Source organism: Janthinobacterium sp. NKUCC06_STL (assembly GCF_019345455.1).
GTDB lineage: Bacteria > Pseudomonadota > Gammaproteobacteria > Burkholderiales > Burkholderiaceae_D > Janthinobacterium > Janthinobacterium rivuli.
Map to the genome: position 1 here is coordinate 753,790 of NZ_JAHKQY010000002.1, position 22,051 is coordinate 775,840.

Here is a 22,051-nt window from a genome sequence, read left to right on the forward strand (position 1 = left end):
CACCTCTGGAACCATCACATGAAAACCCGCACGCCGCTGCTGCGCATCACCATGATACTGGGCGCCCTGCACGCCCTGCTCGGCTGGCTGCTGCTGCCGGCACTGCCCGTCGGCCTGGCCGGCTGGCTGCTGGGCGGCGCCGTCTTGCTGGCCTCGACCATGCTCATGCCGATGACCATCTTCGCCCGCGCCGTCACCAACGATGCGCGCCTGGCCGACCGCTTGAGCTGGGCCGGCTCGCTGTGCATGGGTTTTTTTTCCTCGCTGTTCGTGCTCACCGTGCTGCGCGAACTCACACTGCTGGTTCCCGCCGCCCGCACGCACGCGCAGGCGTCCGCCGTGCTGGTCCTGCTTCTGGCCCTGCTGGCCACCGTCGTCGGCTTCATCAACGCCCGCAAGGTGGCGCGCGTGCGCGAAGTCGACGTGCCCATCGCCGGCCTGCCGGCCGCCTTGCAGGGTTTGACCATCGTGCAACTGAGCGACATCCACGTGGGCGCCACCATCAAGCGCGCCTACGTGGAAGCCATCGTCGCGCGCGCCAACGGCCTGCAGGCCGACATCATCGCCATCACGGGCGACGTGGTCGATGGCACGGTGGCGCAACTGGGCAGCCATACGGCGCCACTGGGCGAGCTGCGCGCGCGCCATGGCGTCTTCCTCGTGACGGGCAACCACGAATACTATTCAGGTGCAGCACCGTGGGTGGCGGAGTTCCGCCGCCTGGGCTTGCGCGTGCTGATGAATGAACACACGGTCCTCGAACACGACGGCGCGCGCCTGGCCCTGGCCGGCGTCACCGATTTCAATGCGGGCAGTTTCGACCCTGCCCAGAAAAGCGACCCGCAAGCGGCCATCGCCGGCGCGCCAGCCGACCTCCCCCGCATCCTGCTGGCACACCAGCCGCGCAGCGCGCCCGAGGCCGAAGCGGCAGGCTACGACCTGCAACTGTCGGGCCATACGCACGGCGGACAGTTCTGGCCATGGAACCTGTTCGTGCCGCTGCAGCAACCGTACGTGGCGGGCCTGCACCGGCGCGGCCGCTTGTGGATTTATGTGAGCCGCGGCACCGGTTACTGGGGCCCGCCGAAACGCATCGGCGCGCCGGCGGAAATCACGAGACTCAGGCTGGTGGCAGCGTAAACTTCACGCCTCCCAGCTGGCCATCCACGCCGCGAAACGCGCCAGCACGGCCGGCGGATTCAAGCGTGCCATGGCGCCTTCCACGGCTTCGCTGTCGCTGACCTCGAACAGCAGCACGAAATCGTCGCGCTGGGCGCCCGCGCCAAAACAGCCTTCAGCGTCGAGCTGCGCCAGCGCCGCGATGCAGGCCTCGAACACGCCGGTACGAAAAGTGCTGAAATCGACGTCGAACGGCAAGTCGCGGTGCGCCTGCAGCAGCAAACGGTAGGCGCTGTCGAAATACGCGACCCCGTCCTCAAACGCCCATTCGGCCGGATTCCACAACATCTCTTCGCCGTATTCCGAGGCGGCCAGCGCTTCGCGGCTGTTGGCCGCCAGGCCGATGGTCATGGCGCTGTCGTCGCTCACCAGCGCGAAAGCGTCGATATGCTGGCCGGGATGGGCACGGCGCACGGCATCGACAGCCCGGCGCGCGGCGTCCGCCACCAGGGTGTGTAGCAACGCGAAATCGAAGATGGCAGGGTCGACGAGCATGGCGCGCGCCAGCGTATAGCCTTCGTCGAGGGCGGCCTGGCAATGCGCCACATACGCGGCCTGCGCTTCGGCTACGCTGGCGTACTGCGTGCGCGTCTCCGCGCCCCAGGTCATGGCCGCGCCGCTGGCCGTCCACACGGTCGTGCCGAAGACACGCGCTTCCTGGAAGCGGGCCGGCTGATCGGCATCGAAGGTATAAAACAGGCTGTAGTTGTCAGGCATAAGATTTTTCATTGTTTAATCGGGCCGTATCTGCACAGCGAAATCGCGCTGGCGGAACTGCTCCAGCAGGAAATCGACGAACACGCGCGTCTTCGCGGGCAGCAGTTTCTTGCTCGGATAGTACACGGACAAAGGGCCGGAGTCGGCATGCCAGCCAGGCAGCAAGCGGACCAGGGCGCCGCTGCGCAAGTGGGCCAGCGCGTGCGGCATGGGCAGCAGGGCCACGCCGACGCCGAGGATGGCCGCCTGCGCCATCGCTTCAGGGTCGTCGAAGATGGCGCGCGGCCGGCATTCGGCCACGCCTTCGCCGCCGGAACCATCACGCAAAATCCAGCTGCGCAATCTGCCGCTGCCGGCCGAGCGGCGCGCCACGCCGTCGAACTGGGCCAGGTCCGACGGATGCACGGGCATGGCCTTGCCCTGCATGAAGGCGGGAGACGCCGTGGCGACGATATGGGCGTGACCCAGTTCGCGCGCCACCACGCCCGGCGTCAGCTCGATGCCGCCGCCGATGGCGACATCGAAGCCTTCGCCGATCAAGTCCACTTGCCGGTTGTCGAAATGGCAGTCGGGGATAACGCCGGGATAGCGCGCGATGAAATCGCCCAGCAAGGGCACCACGTAGCTGCGCCCGAACGACGGCGCCATGCTGATTTTCAGTATGCCGGCCGGCTGGCCACCCTCTTCGGCCACGCCCGCGATCGCTTCGCGCAAGGTGGACAGGGCGCCGCCGATCTGCTGCAGAAAGCGCTCGCCCCCTTCCGTCAGGGTCAGGCGGCGCGTGCTGCGCTGGAACAGCCGCAACCCCAGGCTCGCTTCCAGCCGCGCCACGTTCTTGCTGACGGCGGCCGGCGTCAGCCCCAGCCGGCGCGCGGCCGCCGAAAAGCTGCCCAGCTCGGCAGACAGCACGAATGATTGCAAGTGATTGAGGGCTTCCATACGCCCATTCTACCCGCTCACTTGATACTAATGGTTGAAAGTGATTGTAGGGATTGATGGCTAGCGCGGCAGGAATGAAAGGCAGATACTGAATTCCTCGACTCCTCACTCAGAAAGCACATCATGCAAACCCCAGCTACCACCAGCACCTCCCTGCCACTGCAAGACAAGATCGCCTTTGTGACGGGCGGCTCGCGCGGCATCGGCGCCGCCATCGTGCGCCGCCTTGCCAGCCAGGGCGCCAACGTCGTCTTCACCTATCAAAGTTCCGCCGCCGAAGCGCAGGCGCTGGCCGCCAAGGTGGAAGTGGCCGGCGGCAAGGCCCTGGGCGTGCAGGCCGATGCGGCCGATGCCAGCGCCCTGACGGAGGCCATCGACAAAGTGGCGGCGCAGTTTGGCAGGATCGACATCCTCGTCAACAATGCGGGCGTGTTCCTGCCCGGCGCCATCGATGATTTTTCGCTGGCAGACTTCGACAAGACCCTGAACGTCAACGTGCGCGCCGTGTTCGTGGCCATCAAGGCGGCCGTGGCACACATGCCGACGGGCGGGCGCATCATCAACATCGGCAGCACGAATGCGCACCGCATGCCGTTCGGCGGCGCGGCCGCCTATGCCATGAGCAAATCGGCACTGAGCGGCCTGACGCAAGGCCTGTCGCGCGACCTGGGCCCGCGCGGCATCACCATCAACAATGTGGAACCGGGCCCCGTCGCCACGGACATGAACCCGCCGACGGGCGACTTCGCCGACCTGATGCACGGCCTGATGGCCCTGCCCCGCCACGGCACGGCCGATGAAATCGCCGGCATGGTGGCTTACCTGGCCAGCGCGGAAGCGGCCTTCGTCACGGGCGCCGGGCTGAAGATCGATGGCGGTTTTGCCGCCTGATCGAGTCCGAACATCAGCGAGCGGTGCGCCGCCACGCCTGCCATGGCGCCATCGGCCACCGCGAACGCCACGCTGCCCGCCATGCGGCCCGCATCGCCGCAGCAAAAGACGCCAGGCACGCTGCTGGCCTTTTGCTCGTCGGTGCGCACGAACGGTCCCATGGGGCCCTCTTCCAGCGCGCAGCCCAATTCGCCAGCCAGGGAACTGGCCAGGCGGGTGCGGGTCGCCACGAACAGGCCGGCCATCGCGTGGCGGCTGCCGTCGGCCGTGACCACGTCGGCCACCCCGTCGATCCGCGCCACGGGCGTGCGCACCAGCTTGACGCCGCGCGCATCGAGTTGCGCCAGCTGCGCCGCATCGGGCTCGAACGCGCCATTCAGGAAAAAAGTGACCGTGCCCCAGTCGGGCAGCATCAAGGCATGGTGCATGGACAGGGGGCCGGTGGCCAGCACGCCGATGGCGCCCTGCTCCAGTTCATAGCCGTGGCAATACGGGCAGTGAAAAACGCTGCCGCCCCAGCGCTCTGCCAGGCCATCGACGGGCGGCAATTCATCGATCACGCCAGTGGCCAGCACGAGGCGGCGGCCGTGCACGACATGGCCATCCGCCAGGGTCACATCAAAACCATCGCCATCGCTGCTGGCCGCCGCCTGCACGGCCATGCCGTCCCGCCATGTGACGCTGGCATACGCCATCAACTGCGCCTTGCCTTCGGCCGCGATGGCGGCCGTGCCGCTGCCGTCCTGGGTCAGGAAACCGTGGGAATGGCTGGCGTAGCGGTTGCGGCGCTGGCCGCCGTCGATCACCAGCACGCGGCGGCGGGCGCGCGCCAGTTGCGTGGCGGCGGACAGGCCCGCGTAGCTGCCGCCGACGATGATGGCGTCGAACGGGATGCCAGGCGATTCAGGAATGTGCATGCGGTGCTCCTTTGTGGGTGGCGTATTGTTGGCTGAAACGGTCGGCCAGGTCGGCCAGGGTGACGGCGCCAAAGCGCTGGATCAGCAGCGCCTCGGCTTCGTCGAAGGCGCCAGCCAGCGACTGGTTGACCACTTGCTCGACCAGGCAGCCCGGCTGGTCGACGCGGTTGCCCATGGCGAAAATGGTGGGCGAACCCACGGCCACGTAAATGTCTTGCAGGGTCACGCGGTGCAGGTCGCAGACGATGCGCCAGCCGCCGCCATGGCCCTTGCCCGACGCCACGTAGCCGCGCTCGCGCAAACCGGCCATCACGCGCCGCACCAGCACGGGATTGGTATCCAGGTAGCCGGAGAGTTCCTCGGACGTCATCGGGCGTCCCGCATGGGCCATGTGCAGCAGCACATGGAGGATCGATGATAGTTTGCTGTCGCGTCTCATGTAACTAATGATAGTACATAAATTACGCAGATGCAAACAGGTTGCAAAACCCTGCGTAAAAAAAAGGGTCAGACCCTGTCGGATCTGACCCCAGCCTTTGCTTCAGGGTGTATTTTTACACTGCTGATGTTTCCTTGCGCCGCCGTCCCCGCCACCACAGCAGCAAGCCCAGCAGCACCAGCATGCCGACGATGATGCCTGCACGGGCCAGGCCGATCAGGTTGGACGGCGCGCCACCATTGCGCAGGGTCGTCACCTGCTCCGCCGTCACCTTGATGGCGGGGTTGCCGTACATCTGTTGCACGTAATTGCCGAGGGTGACGATCTGCTCGTCCGACAGGGTCTGGCGGAAGGCGGGCATCAGGTGTCCACTGCCACCATCCTGGCGCTCGACACCATCGAGTATCGCCATCACCAGGTTGTTGCTGTTGCTGCGGCCCGTCACCGAATTGTGGAACAGCGGCGGCAAGCTGCCGTCGAAACTGCCCTCGCCCCTGGCCTGATGGCAGCTGGCGCACTGCGCATCGTACAGCTGCGCACCCGACATCCTGTTCAGATTTTGCGGCAGCGGCACGCCGCGGATAGCGTTCAACTCGTCGCCCGCCTGGCCCCATTGCGTCACCGGTTTCACGTCCGCCTTGTCGCGGATGGCGGGTACGCTCTTGATATAGTGCGCGATGGCGTTCAAGTCCGCGTCGCTCAGGTGCTTGAGGCTATGGTCGATGGCTTCGGCCATCGGTCCTGCCGCCTGCGCCTTGTTGGCCGCGCGTCCCGTGCGCAGGTAGCCGGCCAGTTCCTGCTGGCTCCAGCCGCCCACGCCGCTGTTGACGTCCGACGTGATGTTCGGCGCGTACCACGTGCCCAGGTCGGCCCCGCCCAGTTCCTGCGACAGCTGTTCGGCCATCAGCGCATTGCGCGGCGTGTGGCAGGTGCTGCAGTGGGCCAGCCCCTGCGCCAGGTAGGCGCCGCGGTTCCACTCCATGCTTTTCGACGTATCGGCCACGAACGGTTTTTTATCGAGGAAGAGCAGATTCCAGAGCGCCATCGACAGGCGGATATTGAACGGGAACGGCAAGTCCGTCTTTTGCGCCGGCGCCGTGTCCACCGCCGCCACGCCATGCATGAAGTAGGCGTACAGGGCGGCCGTGTCGTCGTCCGTCACCTTGGCGTAGGCCGTGTACGGCATGGCCGGGTACAGGTTGGCGCCGTCGGCCCGCACGCCGTGGCGCACGGCGGCGGAAAACTGCGCCAGCGTGTAGTTGCCGATGCCATGCGTTTTTGACGGCGTGATGTTGGTGGCGACGATGGCGCCCAGCGGCGTGGCCAGGGCCAGGCCGCCCGCCATCGGTTGACCGCCAGGCACGCTATGGCAGGCGATGCAGTCGCCCGCCGTGGCCAGGTAGCGGCCACGTTCGACCGCCTGCACGTCCGCGCCCGGCGCTTGCGCCGCCAGCACCGGCAAGGTCGCGAGGGACAGCAAGGCGGCGCCGGCCGCGGTTCTGAAGATCGCCATCATGCCGTTCCTCCCTGTTGTTCGTCGAGGATGTGCTTGACGGTGCGCAGGGCCACGGCCAGGCCGTTTTCCGTCGAATTGCAGGTGCCGGACGTGGGCAGCACGCCGGTGCTGCACAGGAACAGGTTGGCGTGATCGAACGTGCGGCCCCACTGATCGCACACGGCCTTGGCCGGGTCGGAACCCATCGACAGGGTGCCGCAGATGTGCTGGTTGTTGGCGAACACGCCTTCCTTGCTGTGACGCAGATTGGTGCCGCCCATCAGCTTGGCGATCTGTTCGAAATCCTGCTTCGAGCGCTCGTGGCCACGCTTCGTGTACTCGTCGATAGCATAATGCGCCTGCGGCTTGGGGATGCCCATGGCGTCCTTTTCGCTGCTGAGGGCGATGCGGTTTTCCGGGTTCGGCAGCACTTCCAGCACATTCTTCAAGCTCATTTCACGGGCCGAGCGGAAGCGCAGCTGCTGTTCGAATGCTTCGCCGAACACGCCCTTGCCGATCAATTCCCTGGTGGCGCCGTCGACTCTCGAGATGTTCGTGAAGTCCAGGCGGTACGGCGAATGCTGGCTGCGGAAGTCGCCATCGCGCATGGTGTTGATGGAGTTGGGGCTTTGCGGGCCCCGGCCCAGCCACAGGTCTTCATCGGCGTCAAAGGTGATCGAGGTGCTCGGGTGGTCCATCAGGTTGCGGCCCACCATGTCGCTGCTGTTGGCCAAGCCGTTCGGGTATTTGTCCGAGGCGGAAACGAGCAGCAAGCGTGGGCTTTCGATGCCGTTGGCCGCCAGGATGAAGGTCTTGGCCGTGACGCGGTGGCTCTTCTTGTCGACGTCGTAGTACAGGGCCGCCGTGATGCGGCCCTGCGCGTCGTGTTCCAGCTTGTAGACGTTGGCATTGCAGACGATCTTCACGCCCGCTTCTTCCGCCTGCTGCGCGGCGATGCCGCCGTGGTATTGCGCGTCGATGGGGCAGATCGGCTGGCAGCTGTTGTTGCCGCAGCAGGCCGGGCGGCCATCGTAGCTGACGCTGTTGCGCGCCACCGTGTTGCCGACGACCTTGAACGACGGGTCGAGGCGTTCGCGGATGCGGCGCATGGCGTACGGTTCCGTCACGGGATCCATCGGGAAAGGCTGCTGGCGCGGCGAACCCGTATTGTCGGCGCCCGAGACGCCCATGATCTCCTCCGCTTCCTGGTAGAACGGTTCCAGGTCTGCATAACTGATCGGCCAGTCGACGCCCACGCCATACAGGGTATGGATGCGGAAGTCGTTCGGCACGTTGCGCCACGCCTGTGCGGCCCAATGCCAAGACGTGCCGCCGAACTGGCGGATGTATTCGGCCGGGTACGGATACGGGCCGGCCTGCACCAGGTGGCCGTTATCCTTCGGCTGGTAGATCGGGTGCGGCGCCGTGGCCACCGATGGATACGGCGACATCCAGTCGCTGCGGCGCGTCGTGTTGCGGAAACGGGCGACGATTTCGCCGCGCGACACGCGCGGACCCGCTTCCAGGATCAGCACCGAGGCGCCCGCCAGCGCCAGTTTGCGCGCGGCCAGGGAGCCGATGATGCCGGAGCCGATCACCAGGTAATCGGCGGAGAGTTCTTCAGCCATGATGGCTCCTTAAATTGGTTTTCTGGCCCAGCTGCCGTAGGCGCCGTAGGAATACGTGGGAGGCTTGAGCACATCGGCCACGACGGCCGCGTTCAGCGCCTGCTCGTAGGCGACGCAGACGGCCGCCTCGCCCGTGCCGACGATGCCCAGATACCAGGCGCTGGCGATCTGGCGCGGCAAGGCCGCCAGCGGCGACTGGGCCGGATCGAGCCCGTCGAGCGCTTCCTGCAGGCCGGCCGCCTGCAAGCCCTGCGCGTTGATCAGCGCCAGCAGCGCGCGCACCTTCGAGGGGAAGGCGGCGTCCTGCGCCACCAGCGCGTCATACAGGCGCCTGGCCAGCACGGGGTCGAGCACCTGGCGCCCGACCAGCATGGCCGACACGCCAAGGAAGGCGCCCTGCTCCGCATTGGCGACCGGTGCGGCCAGCGCCCAGGGAATCAGCGCCGCGGCCGAAGCCGACAGCAAACCGGCCAGCACCATGCGGCGGCCGGGATTCAAAGGGCCGCGGCCCTCCTTATTGTGTGTAGCGTCCAATTGAAGCTCCCGTGATTTCAGCAACCGTTCAGAAAGAATGCTTGAGACCGACCATCACCACCGTCTGGCCGCCGTTCGACGACGGCGTGCCGTTTTGCGAATCGCCGACCGAGGCGACGGCGTTGACGATGGCGCCATCCTGGCCCAGGGTCTGGCCGCGTGCCAGCTGGCGCGCTTCGATCAGGTAAATCGCCGTGCGCTTCGACAGTGCGTAGTTCTGCTCGAACGACAGCTGGCGGTAGCGCGCGCGGTCGGCGATGCCGTTGGCGTGGCTGGCGAAGGTGTCGCTGTAGCCTGCGGACAGGAACCACTGCGGCGTCAGCTGGTAGCTTGAGATCAGGCCGGCCGTATTGAAGATGGCCGTGTCGCGGAAGGCCGAGCGGCTGCCCGCCTGGTATTGCACGTTGCTGGCATTGGCGCCCACCATCCACTTGCCCATGGTGTAGCGCGCGCTGGCGGCGATGAACGCGATGCTTTCCGCCGAGGCGTAGCCCTGGTTGAGGGCGGAAATGCCGAAGCTGCCCGAGGCCTTGTCGCTCCAGCCAGCGCCATTCTGTCCATTTTTCAGCTTCAGGTAGCCGAGCGCGAATTCGGCTGGCGCGGTGCTGTATTTGACGGCGGCGCTGAAGCTGCTGCCCACGGCATTGCCATCAGACGCTTCGCCAAAGCCGTATTGCGCGCTGGCCTGCAAGCCGCGCCAGGCGGGCATGCTGTAGGTAACGGAATTGCTGATGCGCACGGTCGTATCGAGGCCGTCGATATCGCCGGGATGGGCACCGGTGGCACCCGTCAGGACGTTGCTCGACGCCAAAGAACCCACCAGCAGGTAGTACGGGGTGTACTGGCGCCCGGCCGTCACGCTGCCGTAGGCTGACGATTGCAAACCCACGTAAGCCTGGCGGTTGAACAGGGTGCCGGCGGAACTCATGGCGCCCGTGTCGCTTTCAAAACCGTTTTCCAGCAGGAACAGCGCCTTCAGGTCGCCGCCCAGGTCTTCCACGCCCTGGAAACCGATCTTGCTGGCAGACAAGTTACCGCTGCGCATGTAGGTAGTCGACTTGCCGCCCTGGTTGCTCGCGTAGGCGGTGGCCGCATCGACGACGCCGTAAATGGTGACATTGCTTTGGGCGCAAACGTTTGCGCCGATGAGCGTGGAAATGGCCAGCGCCGCAGCGCGCATGCATGGTGTGTTCATTTTTTTTCCTGACTTTCCTGTTTTATCTGGCGAAATACGGGCGTGGCGCCGCGTTGCCGCCCCATCCATTGATACGGGCGTCCGCTGTTCTTCTTGATTTGGATCAAGTGAGGCAAATTATACGCTTATTTACTAACATGTAAGTGATTGACTGTAGGGCGTAGTCTTATAGCAAAACCGGCAAGCGCGCGGCTGCGTGCCCCGCAATGTGCGGAAATTCGAGTAATAGATATGTGGAAAGCAGCGGCGGCGCGTGTCGAAAAACACGCGCCCGGTGGAGGGTCAGGCAGGCGGAAAAATGGGGGGAATGGAAAGGTCAGCGCAGGATGGCGGGCGCCACCGGCAGGGTTTCAAGGGCAATAAAGGCTTCCAGGGCGCGGCGCATGTCTTCGAACACCTGCTTGCCGTAAGCCGCTTCCAGGTGCGCATACTGCAGGTCGATGAGCTTACCCATTTGCATCAGCAAACTGGCGCCCGCTTCGGACAGGTGCACCTTGCGGCGGCGCTGGTCGCCTTCGAACTTGCTGCGCCCGATCAAGCCGATTTCTTCCATGCGCGCCAGGATGCCGCTCATGCTGGGGCTGGAAATCTGGCAGATCTCGCACAGCTCGCGCGGTTCCAGGGTCGGGCTTTCATTGAGCGCGCGCATGATGCGCCACTGCTGCTCCGTCACGCCAAAGTGATTGAGGATGGGGCGGAAATGCTGGAGCAGGCTGTCGCGGGCCTTCAGCAGCAGTTGCGGCATGTTCGGATAACGGATCGGTAGCTGCAAGCGGAACTCCAGGGTGGGCCAGAACAATGAGCGTCATTATACGACTGGCCCGAAGACAATAGCGGCAAAATTCCCCTTCCCTGCCGCTCCCGTGCCATGGCGTCAGCTTTTGGCTTTTCTCTGCTCCGGGATGAAGTGTTCGCGCACGGCCTTGGCCAGCAAGTCCGGCGGCAGCAAGCCCTGCCCCAGCAGGAAGTTGTTGAAGGCCAGGCGGTCGAATTTCTCGCCCAGCGCCAGCTCTGTTTCCGCGCGCAGCTGCAGGATGCGCGTATAGCCATAAAAATAGCTGCCCGCCTGGCCCGGCATGTTGAAGGTGTAGCGGTCCAGCTCCTGGCGCGCCATCGGTTTCGACAGCATCACTTCATCCGTCAGGATACGGCCCGCCTCTTCGCGCGTGACCTGCCCCAGGTTCAGCATCGGGTCGAGCATGGCGCGCGCCGCGCGCAGCATGCGAAATTGCAGCGCGATGAACTGGCCTTCGGCCGGCTCATAGGGGATCATCTCCGCTTCCGCGTACAGGGCCCAGCCTTCCACGTTGACGCTGTTGAACGCATACAGGCTGCGCGCCTGCGACACGCCCCGCTCCACCATGGCGCTGAACTGCAGCTCGTGGCCTGGACGGCCTTCATGCGCGCTCAGGGTCCAGGCGGCGCCCGCGAAATTGAAATCGTCATACGCCTCGCCCTTGCCACTGGCGGCCGGATTGCTGACGGGCAGGACGAACTGGCCGTGTTCTCCCGTATTGCCGATCAACGGAGGCGGACGCATATGCGGCGCCGGGTGGGCCGCCGATTCTGCGGCGGACGCCAGGCGCATGGTCATGGCGCGCGCAGGAATATCGACCACGCGCTGCCGGGCGATGCGCTGCTCCAGCTGCGTATTGACGCCCTTATAGTGCGCTTCGAGCCGCTCGTTCGGGATCGAATCGCTTTTCAGCGCGCGCAGCACCTGGCGGTAGTCACTGCCGTCCACGCCCTTCAGCGACAGTTTCGACGCCACGACGGGCGCCAGCGCCTGCATGGCGGCGCGCGTTTCCAGGTAGGCCACTTGCGCCCGTTCGACCAGCGCGCGCGGTTCGATATCGATGCCCACCTGCTTCAGGCGGAATGCATACAGCTCGGGCGCCATGCGAAAATCCGTGCGCGACAGGGGCAGCACCACTTGCTTTTCCCACGCCGCATACTCATTCAGCTGCTGCTCCATGGCCGCCAGCGCAGCTTCGGCGCCCGTGATTTTCATGTCGGCGAACAGCTTGCGGATGCCGGCGATATACGTCGGCACGTTTTCCAGCGACTGCTCCACCTGCAGGCGCACGGGTCCCGCCAGGCCAGGCTGGCCGATTTTTTCCGTGAAGCGCGCCTTGGCCTGCTGCGTGATCGGCGTGCTGCCCGGGAACTGGCCCACGTAGCGTTGCAGGCGTTCGAGCGCCTTGGCGCGGCGCGCGGCCGGACGCTGCTCCTGCAGCAGGCTTTGCATGCTGCCAAAGACCATTTGCGGCACATCGACCCACGGCAGGGTGTATTTGGCTTCCAGCTGGGTGCCCATGATTTCCTGGTCGACGGCGCCGATCAGGATTTCCAGGTCCTGGCGTATGCGTTCGTCGCGTTCCAGTTCCAGCTTTTGCTGCAATTGCGCGCGCGCCTTTTGCATGGCCGCCACATGGCGCTCGGTGATGTTCGGCCCCAAGTCGGCAGCCAGGCCATCGTACTGGGACAGCCCCGTGTCGGAGGCGTCTTCGGGCGAGAACTGCGCCTGGGCCGCCAGCACGATGGCCGCGTTGCGGTTGCTCGCTTCAACCCAGGCCGATGAAGCGGCGGCAGCTGCGGGAATGGCAGGAGCCGCTGCCAGGGCGGGCATGACCAGCGCGCTTGCAAGCGCGGCGGCAAGCACGGTCTGGGGCAATTTCGGGATAAGCGACATCGGGGATTTCCTTCCTGGCAGAATCGGCGAACAAAACGCGGCGAACGAAGCGGCCAGTATCGGCGAGCGCCAGGGACCTGTCAATCGGACGGGGACAGGCCGCGCGGGGCGGCCCGTCCCGCGCCTGTCAGTACCCTAGGCCGTCACCGAACTTGTACAGCGGATGGGCCGTGTCATACGGCACGTCCGACTTCTGCACCTGCACTTCGGCCATCGACGATGGCAGCTCGAACGGCAGCTTGCCTTGCGGCTTGGCCTTGCCCGTCAGGACATCGAACAGCGCGCCGTCGCTCACGCCGAAGTTGGCGAGGATGGCGCTGGCCTTGTCCTGCACGTTGCCGAGGATGGCCGGGCGGTCCAGGTAGACGGTGACCACCGTCTTCGGCGCGTATTTGGCCGCGTTCTTGATCGCCTCGTAGTCGGCGTCGCCATCGACATAGTTCAGGCGCCCCTCGTGCTGCATGCTGCCGAAGATGTAGTTCGGGTGCAGGATTTCATACGGTGCGGCCACGCGCAGCAGGGCCACGTCCGCTTCCTGCGGCGTGGCGACCACGGTGTAGCCATACTGCTTGGCCACGGCCGCATCGATGCCGTACAGGTAGACTTTCTTGACGGTGGCCGCCAGCGGCAAGACCTTGTCCTTGTTTTCCAGCAGGACCAGCGAGCGGCGCTGGGCTTCCAGTCCCGCCTCGACGAAGTCCGCCTTGCCCACGGTGGTGGCCGCCTTGGCCGCATCGACAAACGGATGCTCGAACAGGCCCTGCTTGAATTTCTGGATCAGGATGCGCCGCGCCGACGCATTGATGCGCGCTTCCGTCAGCTGGCCGCGCTGCACGGCTTGCGTCAGGTAGGGCGCTTCCGTCACGCCGCCAAACTGGTCCATCCCCGCCGTCACGGCTTTCACATAACGCTCGGCCTTGGTGGCGTCTTCCATGCCCCACGGCGTGCCGAAGCCCATGAAGGAAGGCGCGACACCGGGCGCCGTGCCGTTGCGGCAGTTGGCGTCGCAGTCGGACGTGATGCCCCAATCGGACAGGATCACGCCCTCGAAGCCGTATTTGCCGCGCAGCAGATCCGTCAGCATGGTCTTGCTGAAGCCGGCCGCCACCTGTTCCAGGGTGATGCCGTCGATCGTGATATTGCCGTCCGGCAGAGCGTAGGTCGGCATGACGGAGGCTGCCTTGGCCGTGAACGCGCCTTCGAACGGTTTGACGTGGTAGGCGAAGTTGTTGCCCGGGTAGGTCATGTAGCGGCCATAGTAATTGTGGCCATCGTAGCCCTCTTTCGTGGCGCCGTAGCCGACCCAGTGCTTGACGACGGCCACCACGCTGCCGTCATGCAGGCCCATGTTCCCATCCTGGAAGCCCTCGATATAGTGCTGCACCATGCGCTTGGCCAGGTCCGCGTCTTCGCCAAAGGTGCCGTTGATGCGCGACCAGCGCGGCTCGGTGGCCAGGTCGGCCTGCGGCGACAGCGCCTGCGTGATGCCGACGGCCAGGTATTCCTGGCGCGCGATGTCGCCGAAGCGGCGTACCAGCGCATCGTCGCCGATGGCGGCCAGGCCCAGGGTTTCCGGCCATTGCGAGAACCCCTTGGTGCCGGCGCTGGCGCCCACCGTGTACTGGAAATGGTGGCGCGGGTCCGTGCTGATGGACACGGGAATGCCGTGGCGCGACGTTTCGCTCAGGGCTTGCACCTTGTTGTACTGGGTCGCCATATTGGCCGAGTCGCCCGCCATGCGCGTGATGAAGGTGTTGACATACTGCTTGACGATCAGGTCTTGCAGCGCAGTCAAGTCGTACGCGCCGCCTTGGCCGATGCCGGTGGGGTCGGCCACGGTGGGCGCCGTGCCATGCATCATCAGGCCGGCTTTTTCATCAAGGCTCATGCGCGACAGCAGGTCGTCCGCGCGCGCCTCGGCCGACAGGCGCCAGTCTTCGTACGGGTCGATCTTGCCATTGCGGTTCATATCCTTGAAGGCATAGCCGTCGGCCTGGACCAGATTGAAGGTGGTGGCGCCGAATACGGGCTGCTTGTATTCCTCGCTGACGGTGTCGTTGCCGCAAGCGGCCAAGGCAAGCGTGGCGACGCAGCCGGCGACCAGGCGGGCCATCGGTTTCAAAGTGCAATTCATCATTATCTCCAAGACTGTTTTTGTAGGTATCAAGGCGCGGCAGCAAGGCCGGCCAAAAACAATATAGCGTGAGAATGCGTGAGTTTCTTGACCGCGCAACACGCGTTTTATACCCGCGAGAACAATTTTTGGTTAGATGGCACAACAACCAACAATCTCCTACAAAGTGCTAATATTTGTGAAAAATTACTACAACAAGCAGAATAAGCAGGAGACAACCTTGCACAAACCCGATACGCGCACGGTTTCGAACCGGATCGCGCAGCAATGCGCGCGCGCCATGCAGGCCGATGGCCACGACCCCGCCGAGTTTTTTCAGCGCACGGGCATCACGCTGGCGCAGCTGGATGAGCCGGGCGGCCGCATCAACGCCGAGCGGCACCGCCGCATGACGGCATACGCCCAGCAACTGCCGCAGCACCGCGGCCTGCTCGACCTCGACGTGACGCACTGGTTCGCGCATTACTCGGGCATCGCCCACGTCTGCTTCAACCGCCCCACCCTGCGCAGCGCGCTGCACGAGCTGCTGCACTTGCGGGGCCTGATCGGCGAATTCGATTTCATGCTGATGAGTGAAAATGGCACGCGCATCGAGATCGAATACCTGTCCGAATTCTGTTCACTCGGCGGCGCCATGCAGGCGCTGGCCAATTTCCGCATGCTGTCACTGGTCGCGCGCGCCTACGACGATGGCGCGCCCACCGCCTTCCGTGCCGGCTTCCAGGGCAAGGCGCCGTGGTTCGCGCCGGCCATTTCCGAGTGCTTCGGCGCCACCGCCATTTTTAGCCAGGCGCGCAATACCTTGACGTTTGACGCACCGGCGCTGGACCGGCCCTTCGCCCAGTTCAACGCCATGCTGGCGCCGCACGCGCTGCGGCACGCGCAGGGGCAATTGCAGCAGTTGCAGGGCGCGCAGCTGTTTTCGGCCCGCGTGGAGCAAGCCATCATCGATCTGCTGGGCCGGCAAGGCGCAGGAGATGCCGACAGCGCCTCGCTGCTGCCGGCCCTGTGCGACGGCCTGGCGATGAACCGCTGGACCCTGCAGCGCCAGCTGCAGCAGGAACAGACCTCGTTCCGCGCGCTGGAACTGCGCGCCAAGAGTCGCGAATCGCGCCGTTTGCTACGCGAAACGAGCCTGAGCGTGGTGGAAATCGGCGAACGCCTGGGATTTTCCTCGCAAAGCGCGTTCACCCGCTTTTTCAAGAACCAGTTCGAGCTGCCGCCGGCACGCTACCGGCAGGATGCCACAGGCGCCTAGACAAAGACACAAGCAAACCGGCAAACCAAGAAACGGCCCAAGTCAAGGAGACAGGCTCCCCGGGCCAAGCGAGCCTGAAAAATGGCGATGGCAAGGCGCAGCGACGCAGACAGTACGCAAGTACGGCAAGGAAGCTGCAACGCCGCCATCGGCATTTTCTCAGGCCCGCGTCTCCGGCCCGCCGTTTTCAATCTCCGCCACCGTTGCCTGCCCCCGTATCCGGAACCAAATCGCATACATGGCGGGCAGGAAGACCAAAGTCAGCACCGTGCCGGCAAACGTGCCGCCGATCAGGGTATAGGCCAAGGTCCCCCAGAAAACCGAATGGGTCAGCGGAATAAACGCCAGAATGGCCGCCAGCGCCGTGAGAATCACGGGACGCGCGCGCTGCACGGTCGCTTCGACCACGGCGTCGAACGGCGCCAGCCCGGCCGCCTCGTTCTGGTGGATCTGGCCGATCAGGATCAGCGTATTGCGCATCAAAATGCCCGACAGCGCGATCAGGCCGACCAGCGCATTGATGCCGAACGGCTGCTGGAACAGCAGCAAGGTGGGCACCACGCCGATCAAGCCCAATGGGCTGGTCAGGAACACCATCACCATCGCCGAGATCGAACGCACCTGCAGGATGATCATCAAGAGGGTCAACGCCAGCATGATGGGGAACAGCGGCAGCATGGCTTGCGTCGCCTTGGCCGATTCCTCGATGGAGCCGGCCTGCTCGATGCGGTAGCCGGCCGGCAGCTTGTCGATGACCGTTTGCAGCTGTGCCGTGATGGCGCCCGAGACGTCGGGCGGCTGCATGCCGTCGGCGATGTCGCCGCGCACGGTAATCGTCGGCTGGCGGTCGCGCCGGCGCATCACGGGTTCTTCCGAGCGCACCTCGACGCTGCCCACCTGCGACAGCGCGATGCGTTCGCCATTCGCGCCGGCCAGGGTCAGGTCGGCGATGCGCGCCGGATCGAGCCGCACGTCGCCGGCGGCGCGCGCCACCACCTGCACCGTGCGGATATCTTCGCGCACGGCCGTGACGGGCACGCCGCTGAGCAAAAACTGCAGCTGCTGCGCCACGGCGGCGGACGTCAGGCCCATCGCCTGCAAGCGCTCCTGCTGCAGGCTGAAATGCAGGGTGGGCGTGCGCGTGCCCCAGTCGGTGTTCACGGTACGCATCAAGGGACTGGCCTGCATCACGGCTTGCACCTGGCCGGCGATGCCGCGCAACACCTCGGGATCGGGGCCGCTGACCCGGTAGGCGACGGGAAACGGCGAATACGGGCCGAACACCAGTTGCGTGACGCGCACCCTGGCCTCGGGCGCCAGTCCAGCGGCCACCGCCACACGCAAACGCTGCTTGAGGGCGTCGCGCGCCTGCTGGCTGTCGGTGCGCACGACGATCTTGGCAAACGACGGGTCGGGCAATTCCGGTCCCATCGCCAGGTAAAAGCGCGGCGCGCCCTGACCGACATAGGCCGTGACGATCTTCGCCTCGCTCTGGCGCGCCAGCCACGCTTCCACCTTGGCCGCCGCGCCGCTGGTCTGCCCGATCGCGCTGCCGTAGGGCAGCTGCACTTCGATCAGCACTTCAGGGCGGTCCGAGATGGGAAAAAACTGCTTCTTGACGATGGCCATGCCCAGCACGGCCAGCACGAACAGGCCGATCACGGTGCAGAACACCAGCCATTTGCGGGCGATCACGCGCCCCAGCAACCGGCGAAAGCGGTGGTAGCGCGGCGTGTCGTACAGCGCATCATGGCCGCCGGCGACGTGTTTGAGTTCAGGCAGCAGCTTCACGCCCAGGTAGGGAGTGAACACCACCGCCACCACCCACGAGGCGATCAGGGCGATGCCGACGATCCAGAACATATTGCTCGTGTATTCCCCGGCAGTGGAGCGGGCAAAGCCGTTCGGCATGAAGCCGACGGCCGTGACCAAGGTGCCGGCCAGCATCGGCGCGGCCGTGTGGCTCCAGGCATAGGCGGAGGCGGCGATGCGGCTGTAGCCCTCCTCCATTTTCACGACCATCATTTCGATGGCGATGATGGCGTCATCCACCAGCAGGCCCAGGCCCAGGATCAATGAACCGAGGGTGATGCGGTCGAAGTTCTTGCCGGTGGCCGCCATCACGATGAACACCACCGCCAACGTCAATGGCACGGCGGCTGCCACCACGATGCCGACCCGCCAGCCCATGCTGACAAAGCACACCAGCATCACCACCAGCAGCGCGGCGAGAAACTTGAGCATGAATTCGTCGACGGCCGCGCCGATGTTGACTGCCTGGTCGGTAACCTTGACCAGGCTCATGCCCAGCGGCATGGCGGCGCCGATGGCCGTCACTTCCCCGTCCAGCGCCTTGCCCAGATCCAGCCCGTTCCAGCCGTCGCGCATGATCACGCCCAGCAGCAGCGCCGGCTCGCCGCCATTGCGCACCATGAAACTGGCCGGATCTTCCTGGCCACGGCGCACGGTGGCGATATCGGACAGGGCCAGGGTGCGCCCCTGCGCCGCCACCGGCGTGTCGCGGATCTTTTGCAGCGCGTCGAGCGCGCCGTCGAGGCGGATGAATACCTGCGGCCCGCGCGTTTCCACCGAGCCGGCTGGAGTCAAGGCATTCTGGCCGTTCAGCGCGGCGAACACGTCCTGCGCCCGCACGCCCAGCGTGGCCAGGCGCTCCTGCGAAAACTCCACGTAGATGCGTTCGGCCTGCTCGCCGATGATATTGACTTTTTTCACGCCAGGCACGTGCAGCAGCCGCTGGCGCAGGGTTTCCGCCTCGCGCACCAGCAGGCGCTGCGGTTCGCCCTTGGCTTTCAGCGCATACAGGGCAAAGGTGACGTCGGCGTATTCGTCATTGATCATGGGGCCGATCACGCCGGCCGGCAAATTGGCCGCCTCGTCGCCCGCCTTCTTGCGCGCCTGGTAAAACTCGGCCGGCACCTGCCCGGGCGGCGTGCTGTCGAGCAGAGTCAGGGTGGTAAAGGCCAGGCCCGGCGTGGTGTAGGTCTCGGCACGTTCGTACCAGCGCAGCTCCTGCAGGCGCTTTTCGATCTTCTCGGCCACCTGGTCCTGCATTTCGCGCGCGCTGGCGCCGGGCCAGGCGGTGACGATGGTCATCACCTTGACCGTGAACGCCGGGTCTTCCGCGCGCCCCAGCTTGAAGAACGACAGCAGGCCGGCCAGCGAAATGAGGCAGATCAGGAACAGCGTGACGGAACGCTCGCGCACGGCCAGCGCCGACAGGTTGAAGCCGGCCGCGCTCATGGACGCGCTCCCGCGGCGGCCGCCGCTGGCGCCAGTTCGACCCTGACCTGCTCGCCCTGATGCAGCAGGTGCGCGCCCAGCGCGACGATGCGTTCGCCCGCCTTCAGGCCGCCCACGTCGGCGCCGTCATCGTGCAGCCCTCGTACTTTCACGGGCCGCCAGGTCACTTGGGCCGGGGTACCGCCGATCACCCACACGCCCTGGCCCTTGCCCGCATCATGCAGGGCCGCCAGCGGCACTTGCACGCTGTCGCCGGCGGCTTGCGTGCCGGCCAGGCGCAAGGTGACGGTGGCGCCCAGCGGCGCGCTTGACAGCGCCGCATCGAGCACATAGCGCGCCTCGAAGGTGCGCGTTTGCCGGTCCGCCGTCTGCGACAGCTGGCGCAAGGTGGCCGGCACGCTGGCGCCCGGCCTGCCGAACAGGGTGGCCTGCCCGGTGGAACCCAAGGCGGGACGCAAGGTTTCCGGCAGCTGGATCGCCGCTTCGCGCCGGCCATCATGGGCCAGGCGCACCACCACCTGCCCGGCCGCGACCACCTGGCCCGGTTCGGCCAGGGTGTCCATTACGACGCCGTCGGCGTCGGCCAGCAGCACCGTGTACTGCAGCGCATTGCGCGCCACCCCGGCCTGGGCTTCGGACGCCTTCAATTGGGCGCCGGCCGCGTCAGCCGCCACCTTCACCTGGTCGTAACTGGATGCCGAAATGGCGCCGGTGCCGCGCAAGTCGCGGTAGCGCGCTTCCTCATCCGCCGCCTGGCGCGCGCGGGCGCGGTCGGCCGTGACGGTTTCGTGGCGCGCCTGCGCCAGCAGTTGCAGGTCGTCGGCGTCCAAACGCATCAACGGCTGGCCACGACGCACGGCCTGGCCAACGTCGACCAGGCGTTCGCGCACCTTGCCGGCCACGCGAAAACCGAGATCGCTTTGCACGCGCGGCGCGACCACGCCCGTAAAGCTGCGCGTGCCCGCTTCGGCGCCCTGCACCGTGACGGCGCGCACCAGCGGCGTGGCCGTGCGCGGATCGGCCTGCGCCTTGTCGGCGCAGGCGCTCAACACCAGGGGTAAAGTTGAAATGACAACAGATGAAGCGAGGCGGCGCCAGCGCATAGGAATTCCATGAATGAGTGATCAGAGCGCTCATTCTGGTACTAGTGACCAATTAAGTCAATCGTCACTTATCATTGAAGTGCTTACGGCGACAAACTGCGCAACACCAGGCTGGACAGCTGCACCACGGCTGTTTCGCTGCTGTCGACGCTGTGTTGCAGCAGCAAAGGATTGACGTAGGGGCGCATCACCAGGTAAATCGCGCTGGCCGTTTCGTCGAGCGGCGTCTTGCGTTCGAAGTCGCCCGTCTTGCGCCCCTGCTGCAAGATATCCTGCAGCAAGGCGCCCATCGCCAGCTCGTAGGCCTGCACGGCCGGCCAGCGTTCGGTAGCGGCCGAGGCGGCAATGTCGTAGAGTTTGCGGTCCTGGAAAAACAGCCGCAAGCTGGCCTCGACGCTGGCCTTGAACATGCGCCGCAGCTGCTCTGGCGGCCGCCCGGCCGCTGCGACCGCGCTTCTCACCTCGGTCTCGATCTGGTGCAGGCAGCTGGCGCAGATATGCTCGCCGATGGCTTGCTTGGATTCGAAGAACTTGTAGATATAGGCCTTGGAAAAGCCGATCGCCCGGGCCAGGTCGGAGACGGTCGTCTTTTCATAGCCGTAGCGGCTGAAGTAATCGGTGGCGGCGGCAACGATCTGGTCGCGCACGTCGTGGCCAGCGGGGCCGCGCGCAGGGGTCGGTAGTTCGGGTGTGGTGGAATTCATGGCGACAGCTTAACGCGCCGCGCCGGAATGCACAATAAGTAACCAAACTGTATTATAGTCACACATTATTCTCATTTGAACAGGAAGACCACCATGCCACTGCCACGCCTGCGCCTCCCCTTTCTGCTGATCGCCGCCGGCCTGGCCGCCACCGGCTGCACCATCGGCAAGGATTACCACCGGCCCGAACTGCCGCAAGCGGCCCAGTATCTGCACCAGGCGGCGCTCGGCGCGCGCCAGGACGCTGACTCTGCCAACGCTGCGGAACTGCGGCAGTGGTGGACGGCCTTCGGCGATCCGCGCCTGACCCGTCTGGTGACGGTGGCGCTGGCGCAAAACCTCGACCTGGCGCAAGCGCAGGCCAGAGTCAGCCAGGCGCGCGCCGCCACTGGCGCGGCCGACGCCGCGCTGCTGCCGTCGGCCAGCCTTGACGGCCAGGCGGCGCGCGCCTACCAGTCGGTGCAAACGCCGCTGGGCCAGGTCTTGAACGCCACGCCAGGCTATGAGCGCGCCGGCAGCGCGCGCGAGCTGAACCTGCAAGCGTCGTGGGAGCTCGACCTGTTCGGTGGCCTGCGCCGCGAACGCGAAGCGGCGCGCGCCGATTACGAAGCGAGCGAAGCGGGATGGGCCGCGACGCGGCTGGCCGTGGCGGCGCAAACGGCCGACCTGTACCTGTCCATCCAGGGTTTGCAGGCGCGGCTTGAGCTGGCGCGCCGGCAGGTCGACACCGACGCGGCGCTGCTGGAACTGGCCACGCTGTTATATGACAAGGGATTGGTGAACGAACCGGCACTGCGGCAGGCCGAAGCGTCACTGGCGCAGGCGCGCGCCGTCGTGCCCGGCCTGGACACGGCGCGCGAAGTGGCGCTGCATGCGCTCGACGTGATGCTGGGCGCGGCGCCCGGCACCTACGGCAATGAGATGGCCGCCGCTGGCGTGATGGCGCGCGCGCCGCGCATCACGGC

General features: G+C 65.7%; 18 protein-coding genes. 4 read left to right on the plus strand and 14 right to left on the minus strand.

Features of this window, described 5'->3' with window-relative positions; all coding sequences use genetic code 11:
* The first annotated feature begins 18 nt into the window (after positions 1 to 18).
* On the plus strand, positions 19 to 1,140 hold the full coding sequence (locus tag KO539_RS12425; RefSeq protein ID WP_219309684.1) for a metallophosphoesterase: 1,122 nt from the start codon (positions 19 to 21) through the stop codon (positions 1,138 to 1,140).
* A gap of 3 nt (positions 1,141 to 1,143) precedes the next feature.
* Here the strand turns inward: KO539_RS12425 and KO539_RS12430 are convergent, their stop codons facing one another.
* Positions 1,144 to 1,896 carry a DUF4303 domain-containing protein gene (locus KO539_RS12430; protein WP_219309686.1) on the minus strand — a complete coding sequence of 251 codons (753 nt, stop codon included), beginning with the start codon at positions 1,894 to 1,896 and terminating at the stop codon, positions 1,144 to 1,146.
* 15 nt (positions 1,897 to 1,911) lie between these two features.
* Positions 1,912 to 2,835 (minus strand): LysR family transcriptional regulator, encoded by a 924-nt coding sequence (locus KO539_RS12435; protein ID WP_219309688.1) that lies wholly within the window; start codon positions 2,833 to 2,835, stop codon positions 1,912 to 1,914.
* Between the two features lie 123 nt (positions 2,836 to 2,958).
* Here KO539_RS12435 and KO539_RS12440 point away from each other — a divergent pair, with 123 nt between their 5' ends.
* Positions 2,959 to 3,726, plus strand: a complete 768-nt coding sequence (locus tag KO539_RS12440; RefSeq protein ID WP_219309690.1) for an SDR family oxidoreductase — start codon at positions 2,959 to 2,961, stop codon at positions 3,724 to 3,726.
* Here KO539_RS12440 and KO539_RS12445 read toward each other — a convergent pair.
* From KO539_RS12445 to KO539_RS12485, 9 genes are all read right to left on the minus strand, one after another.
* Positions 3,654 to 4,643: an NAD(P)/FAD-dependent oxidoreductase gene (locus tag KO539_RS12445; protein ID WP_219309692.1), complete on the minus strand. Its 990-nt coding sequence runs from the start codon at positions 4,641 to 4,643 to the stop codon at positions 3,654 to 3,656. The genes KO539_RS12440 and KO539_RS12445 overlap by 73 nt on opposite strands.
* Positions 4,630 to 5,082 carry an Rrf2 family transcriptional regulator gene (locus KO539_RS12450; protein ID WP_219309694.1) on the minus strand — a complete coding sequence of 151 codons (453 nt, stop codon included), beginning with the start codon at positions 5,080 to 5,082 and terminating at the stop codon, positions 4,630 to 4,632. Before KO539_RS12450 ends, KO539_RS12445 begins: the two co-directional genes overlap by 14 nt.
* Before the next feature lie 115 nt (positions 5,083 to 5,197).
* Positions 5,198 to 6,598, minus strand: coding sequence for a cytochrome c (locus KO539_RS12455; RefSeq protein ID WP_219309697.1), 1,401 nt, complete (start codon positions 6,596 to 6,598; stop codon positions 5,198 to 5,200).
* A complete protein-coding gene (locus tag KO539_RS12460) occupies positions 6,595 to 8,205 on the minus strand; it encodes a GMC family oxidoreductase (RefSeq protein ID WP_219309699.1) in 1,611 nt (536 codons plus the stop codon). Before KO539_RS12460 ends, KO539_RS12455 begins: the two co-directional genes overlap by 4 nt.
* A 9-nt stretch (positions 8,206 to 8,214) precedes the next feature.
* Positions 8,215 to 8,739: a sorbitol dehydrogenase family protein gene (locus tag KO539_RS12465; RefSeq protein ID WP_257626251.1), complete on the minus strand. Its 525-nt coding sequence runs from the start codon at positions 8,737 to 8,739 to the stop codon at positions 8,215 to 8,217.
* A gap of 28 nt (positions 8,740 to 8,767) precedes the next feature.
* Complete coding sequence (locus tag KO539_RS12470) at positions 8,768 to 9,934, minus strand: porin (RefSeq protein ID WP_219309701.1); 1,167 nt, start codon at positions 9,932 to 9,934, stop codon at positions 8,768 to 8,770.
* 316 nt (positions 9,935 to 10,250) lie between these two features.
* A complete protein-coding gene (gene hpaR, locus KO539_RS12475; protein WP_223278727.1) occupies positions 10,251 to 10,706 on the minus strand; it encodes a homoprotocatechuate degradation operon regulator HpaR in 456 nt (151 codons plus the stop codon).
* 102 nt (positions 10,707 to 10,808) lie between these two features.
* Positions 10,809 to 12,626 (minus strand): DUF885 domain-containing protein, encoded by a 1,818-nt coding sequence (locus KO539_RS12480; RefSeq protein ID WP_219309703.1) that lies wholly within the window; start codon positions 12,624 to 12,626, stop codon positions 10,809 to 10,811.
* Positions 12,627 to 12,753: 127 nt separating this feature from the next.
* Entirely contained in the window at positions 12,754 to 14,763 is a 2,010-nt protein-coding gene (locus KO539_RS12485; RefSeq protein WP_219309705.1) for a glycoside hydrolase family 3 N-terminal domain-containing protein, read from the minus strand.
* Between the two features lie 217 nt (positions 14,764 to 14,980).
* On the opposite strand from KO539_RS12485, the gene KO539_RS12490 reads away from it, so the two are divergent.
* Positions 14,981 to 16,018 (plus strand): AraC family transcriptional regulator, encoded by a 1,038-nt coding sequence (locus tag KO539_RS12490; RefSeq protein ID WP_219309709.1) that lies wholly within the window; start codon positions 14,981 to 14,983, stop codon positions 16,016 to 16,018.
* 159 nt (positions 16,019 to 16,177) lie between these two features.
* On the opposite strand, the gene KO539_RS12495 is transcribed toward KO539_RS12490, so the two are convergent.
* From KO539_RS12495 to KO539_RS12505, 3 genes are all read right to left on the minus strand, one after another.
* Positions 16,178 to 19,279, minus strand: coding sequence for an efflux RND transporter permease subunit (locus KO539_RS12495; protein ID WP_219309711.1), 3,102 nt, complete (start codon positions 19,277 to 19,279; stop codon positions 16,178 to 16,180).
* Entirely contained in the window at positions 19,276 to 20,382 is a 1,107-nt protein-coding gene (locus KO539_RS12500) for an efflux RND transporter periplasmic adaptor subunit (protein ID WP_219309723.1), read from the minus strand. Before KO539_RS12500 ends, KO539_RS12495 begins: the two co-directional genes overlap by 4 nt.
* A gap of 83 nt (positions 20,383 to 20,465) precedes the next feature.
* Positions 20,466 to 21,086 carry a TetR/AcrR family transcriptional regulator gene (locus tag KO539_RS12505; protein ID WP_219309725.1) on the minus strand — a complete coding sequence of 207 codons (621 nt, stop codon included), beginning with the start codon at positions 21,084 to 21,086 and terminating at the stop codon, positions 20,466 to 20,468.
* A 93-nt stretch (positions 21,087 to 21,179) separates the two neighbouring features.
* On the opposite strand from KO539_RS12505, the gene KO539_RS12510 reads away from it, so the two are divergent.
* Positions 21,180 to 22,051, plus strand: an 872-nt coding sequence (locus tag KO539_RS12510; RefSeq protein WP_219309726.1) for a TolC family protein, incomplete at its 3' end; no start/stop codon positions are given.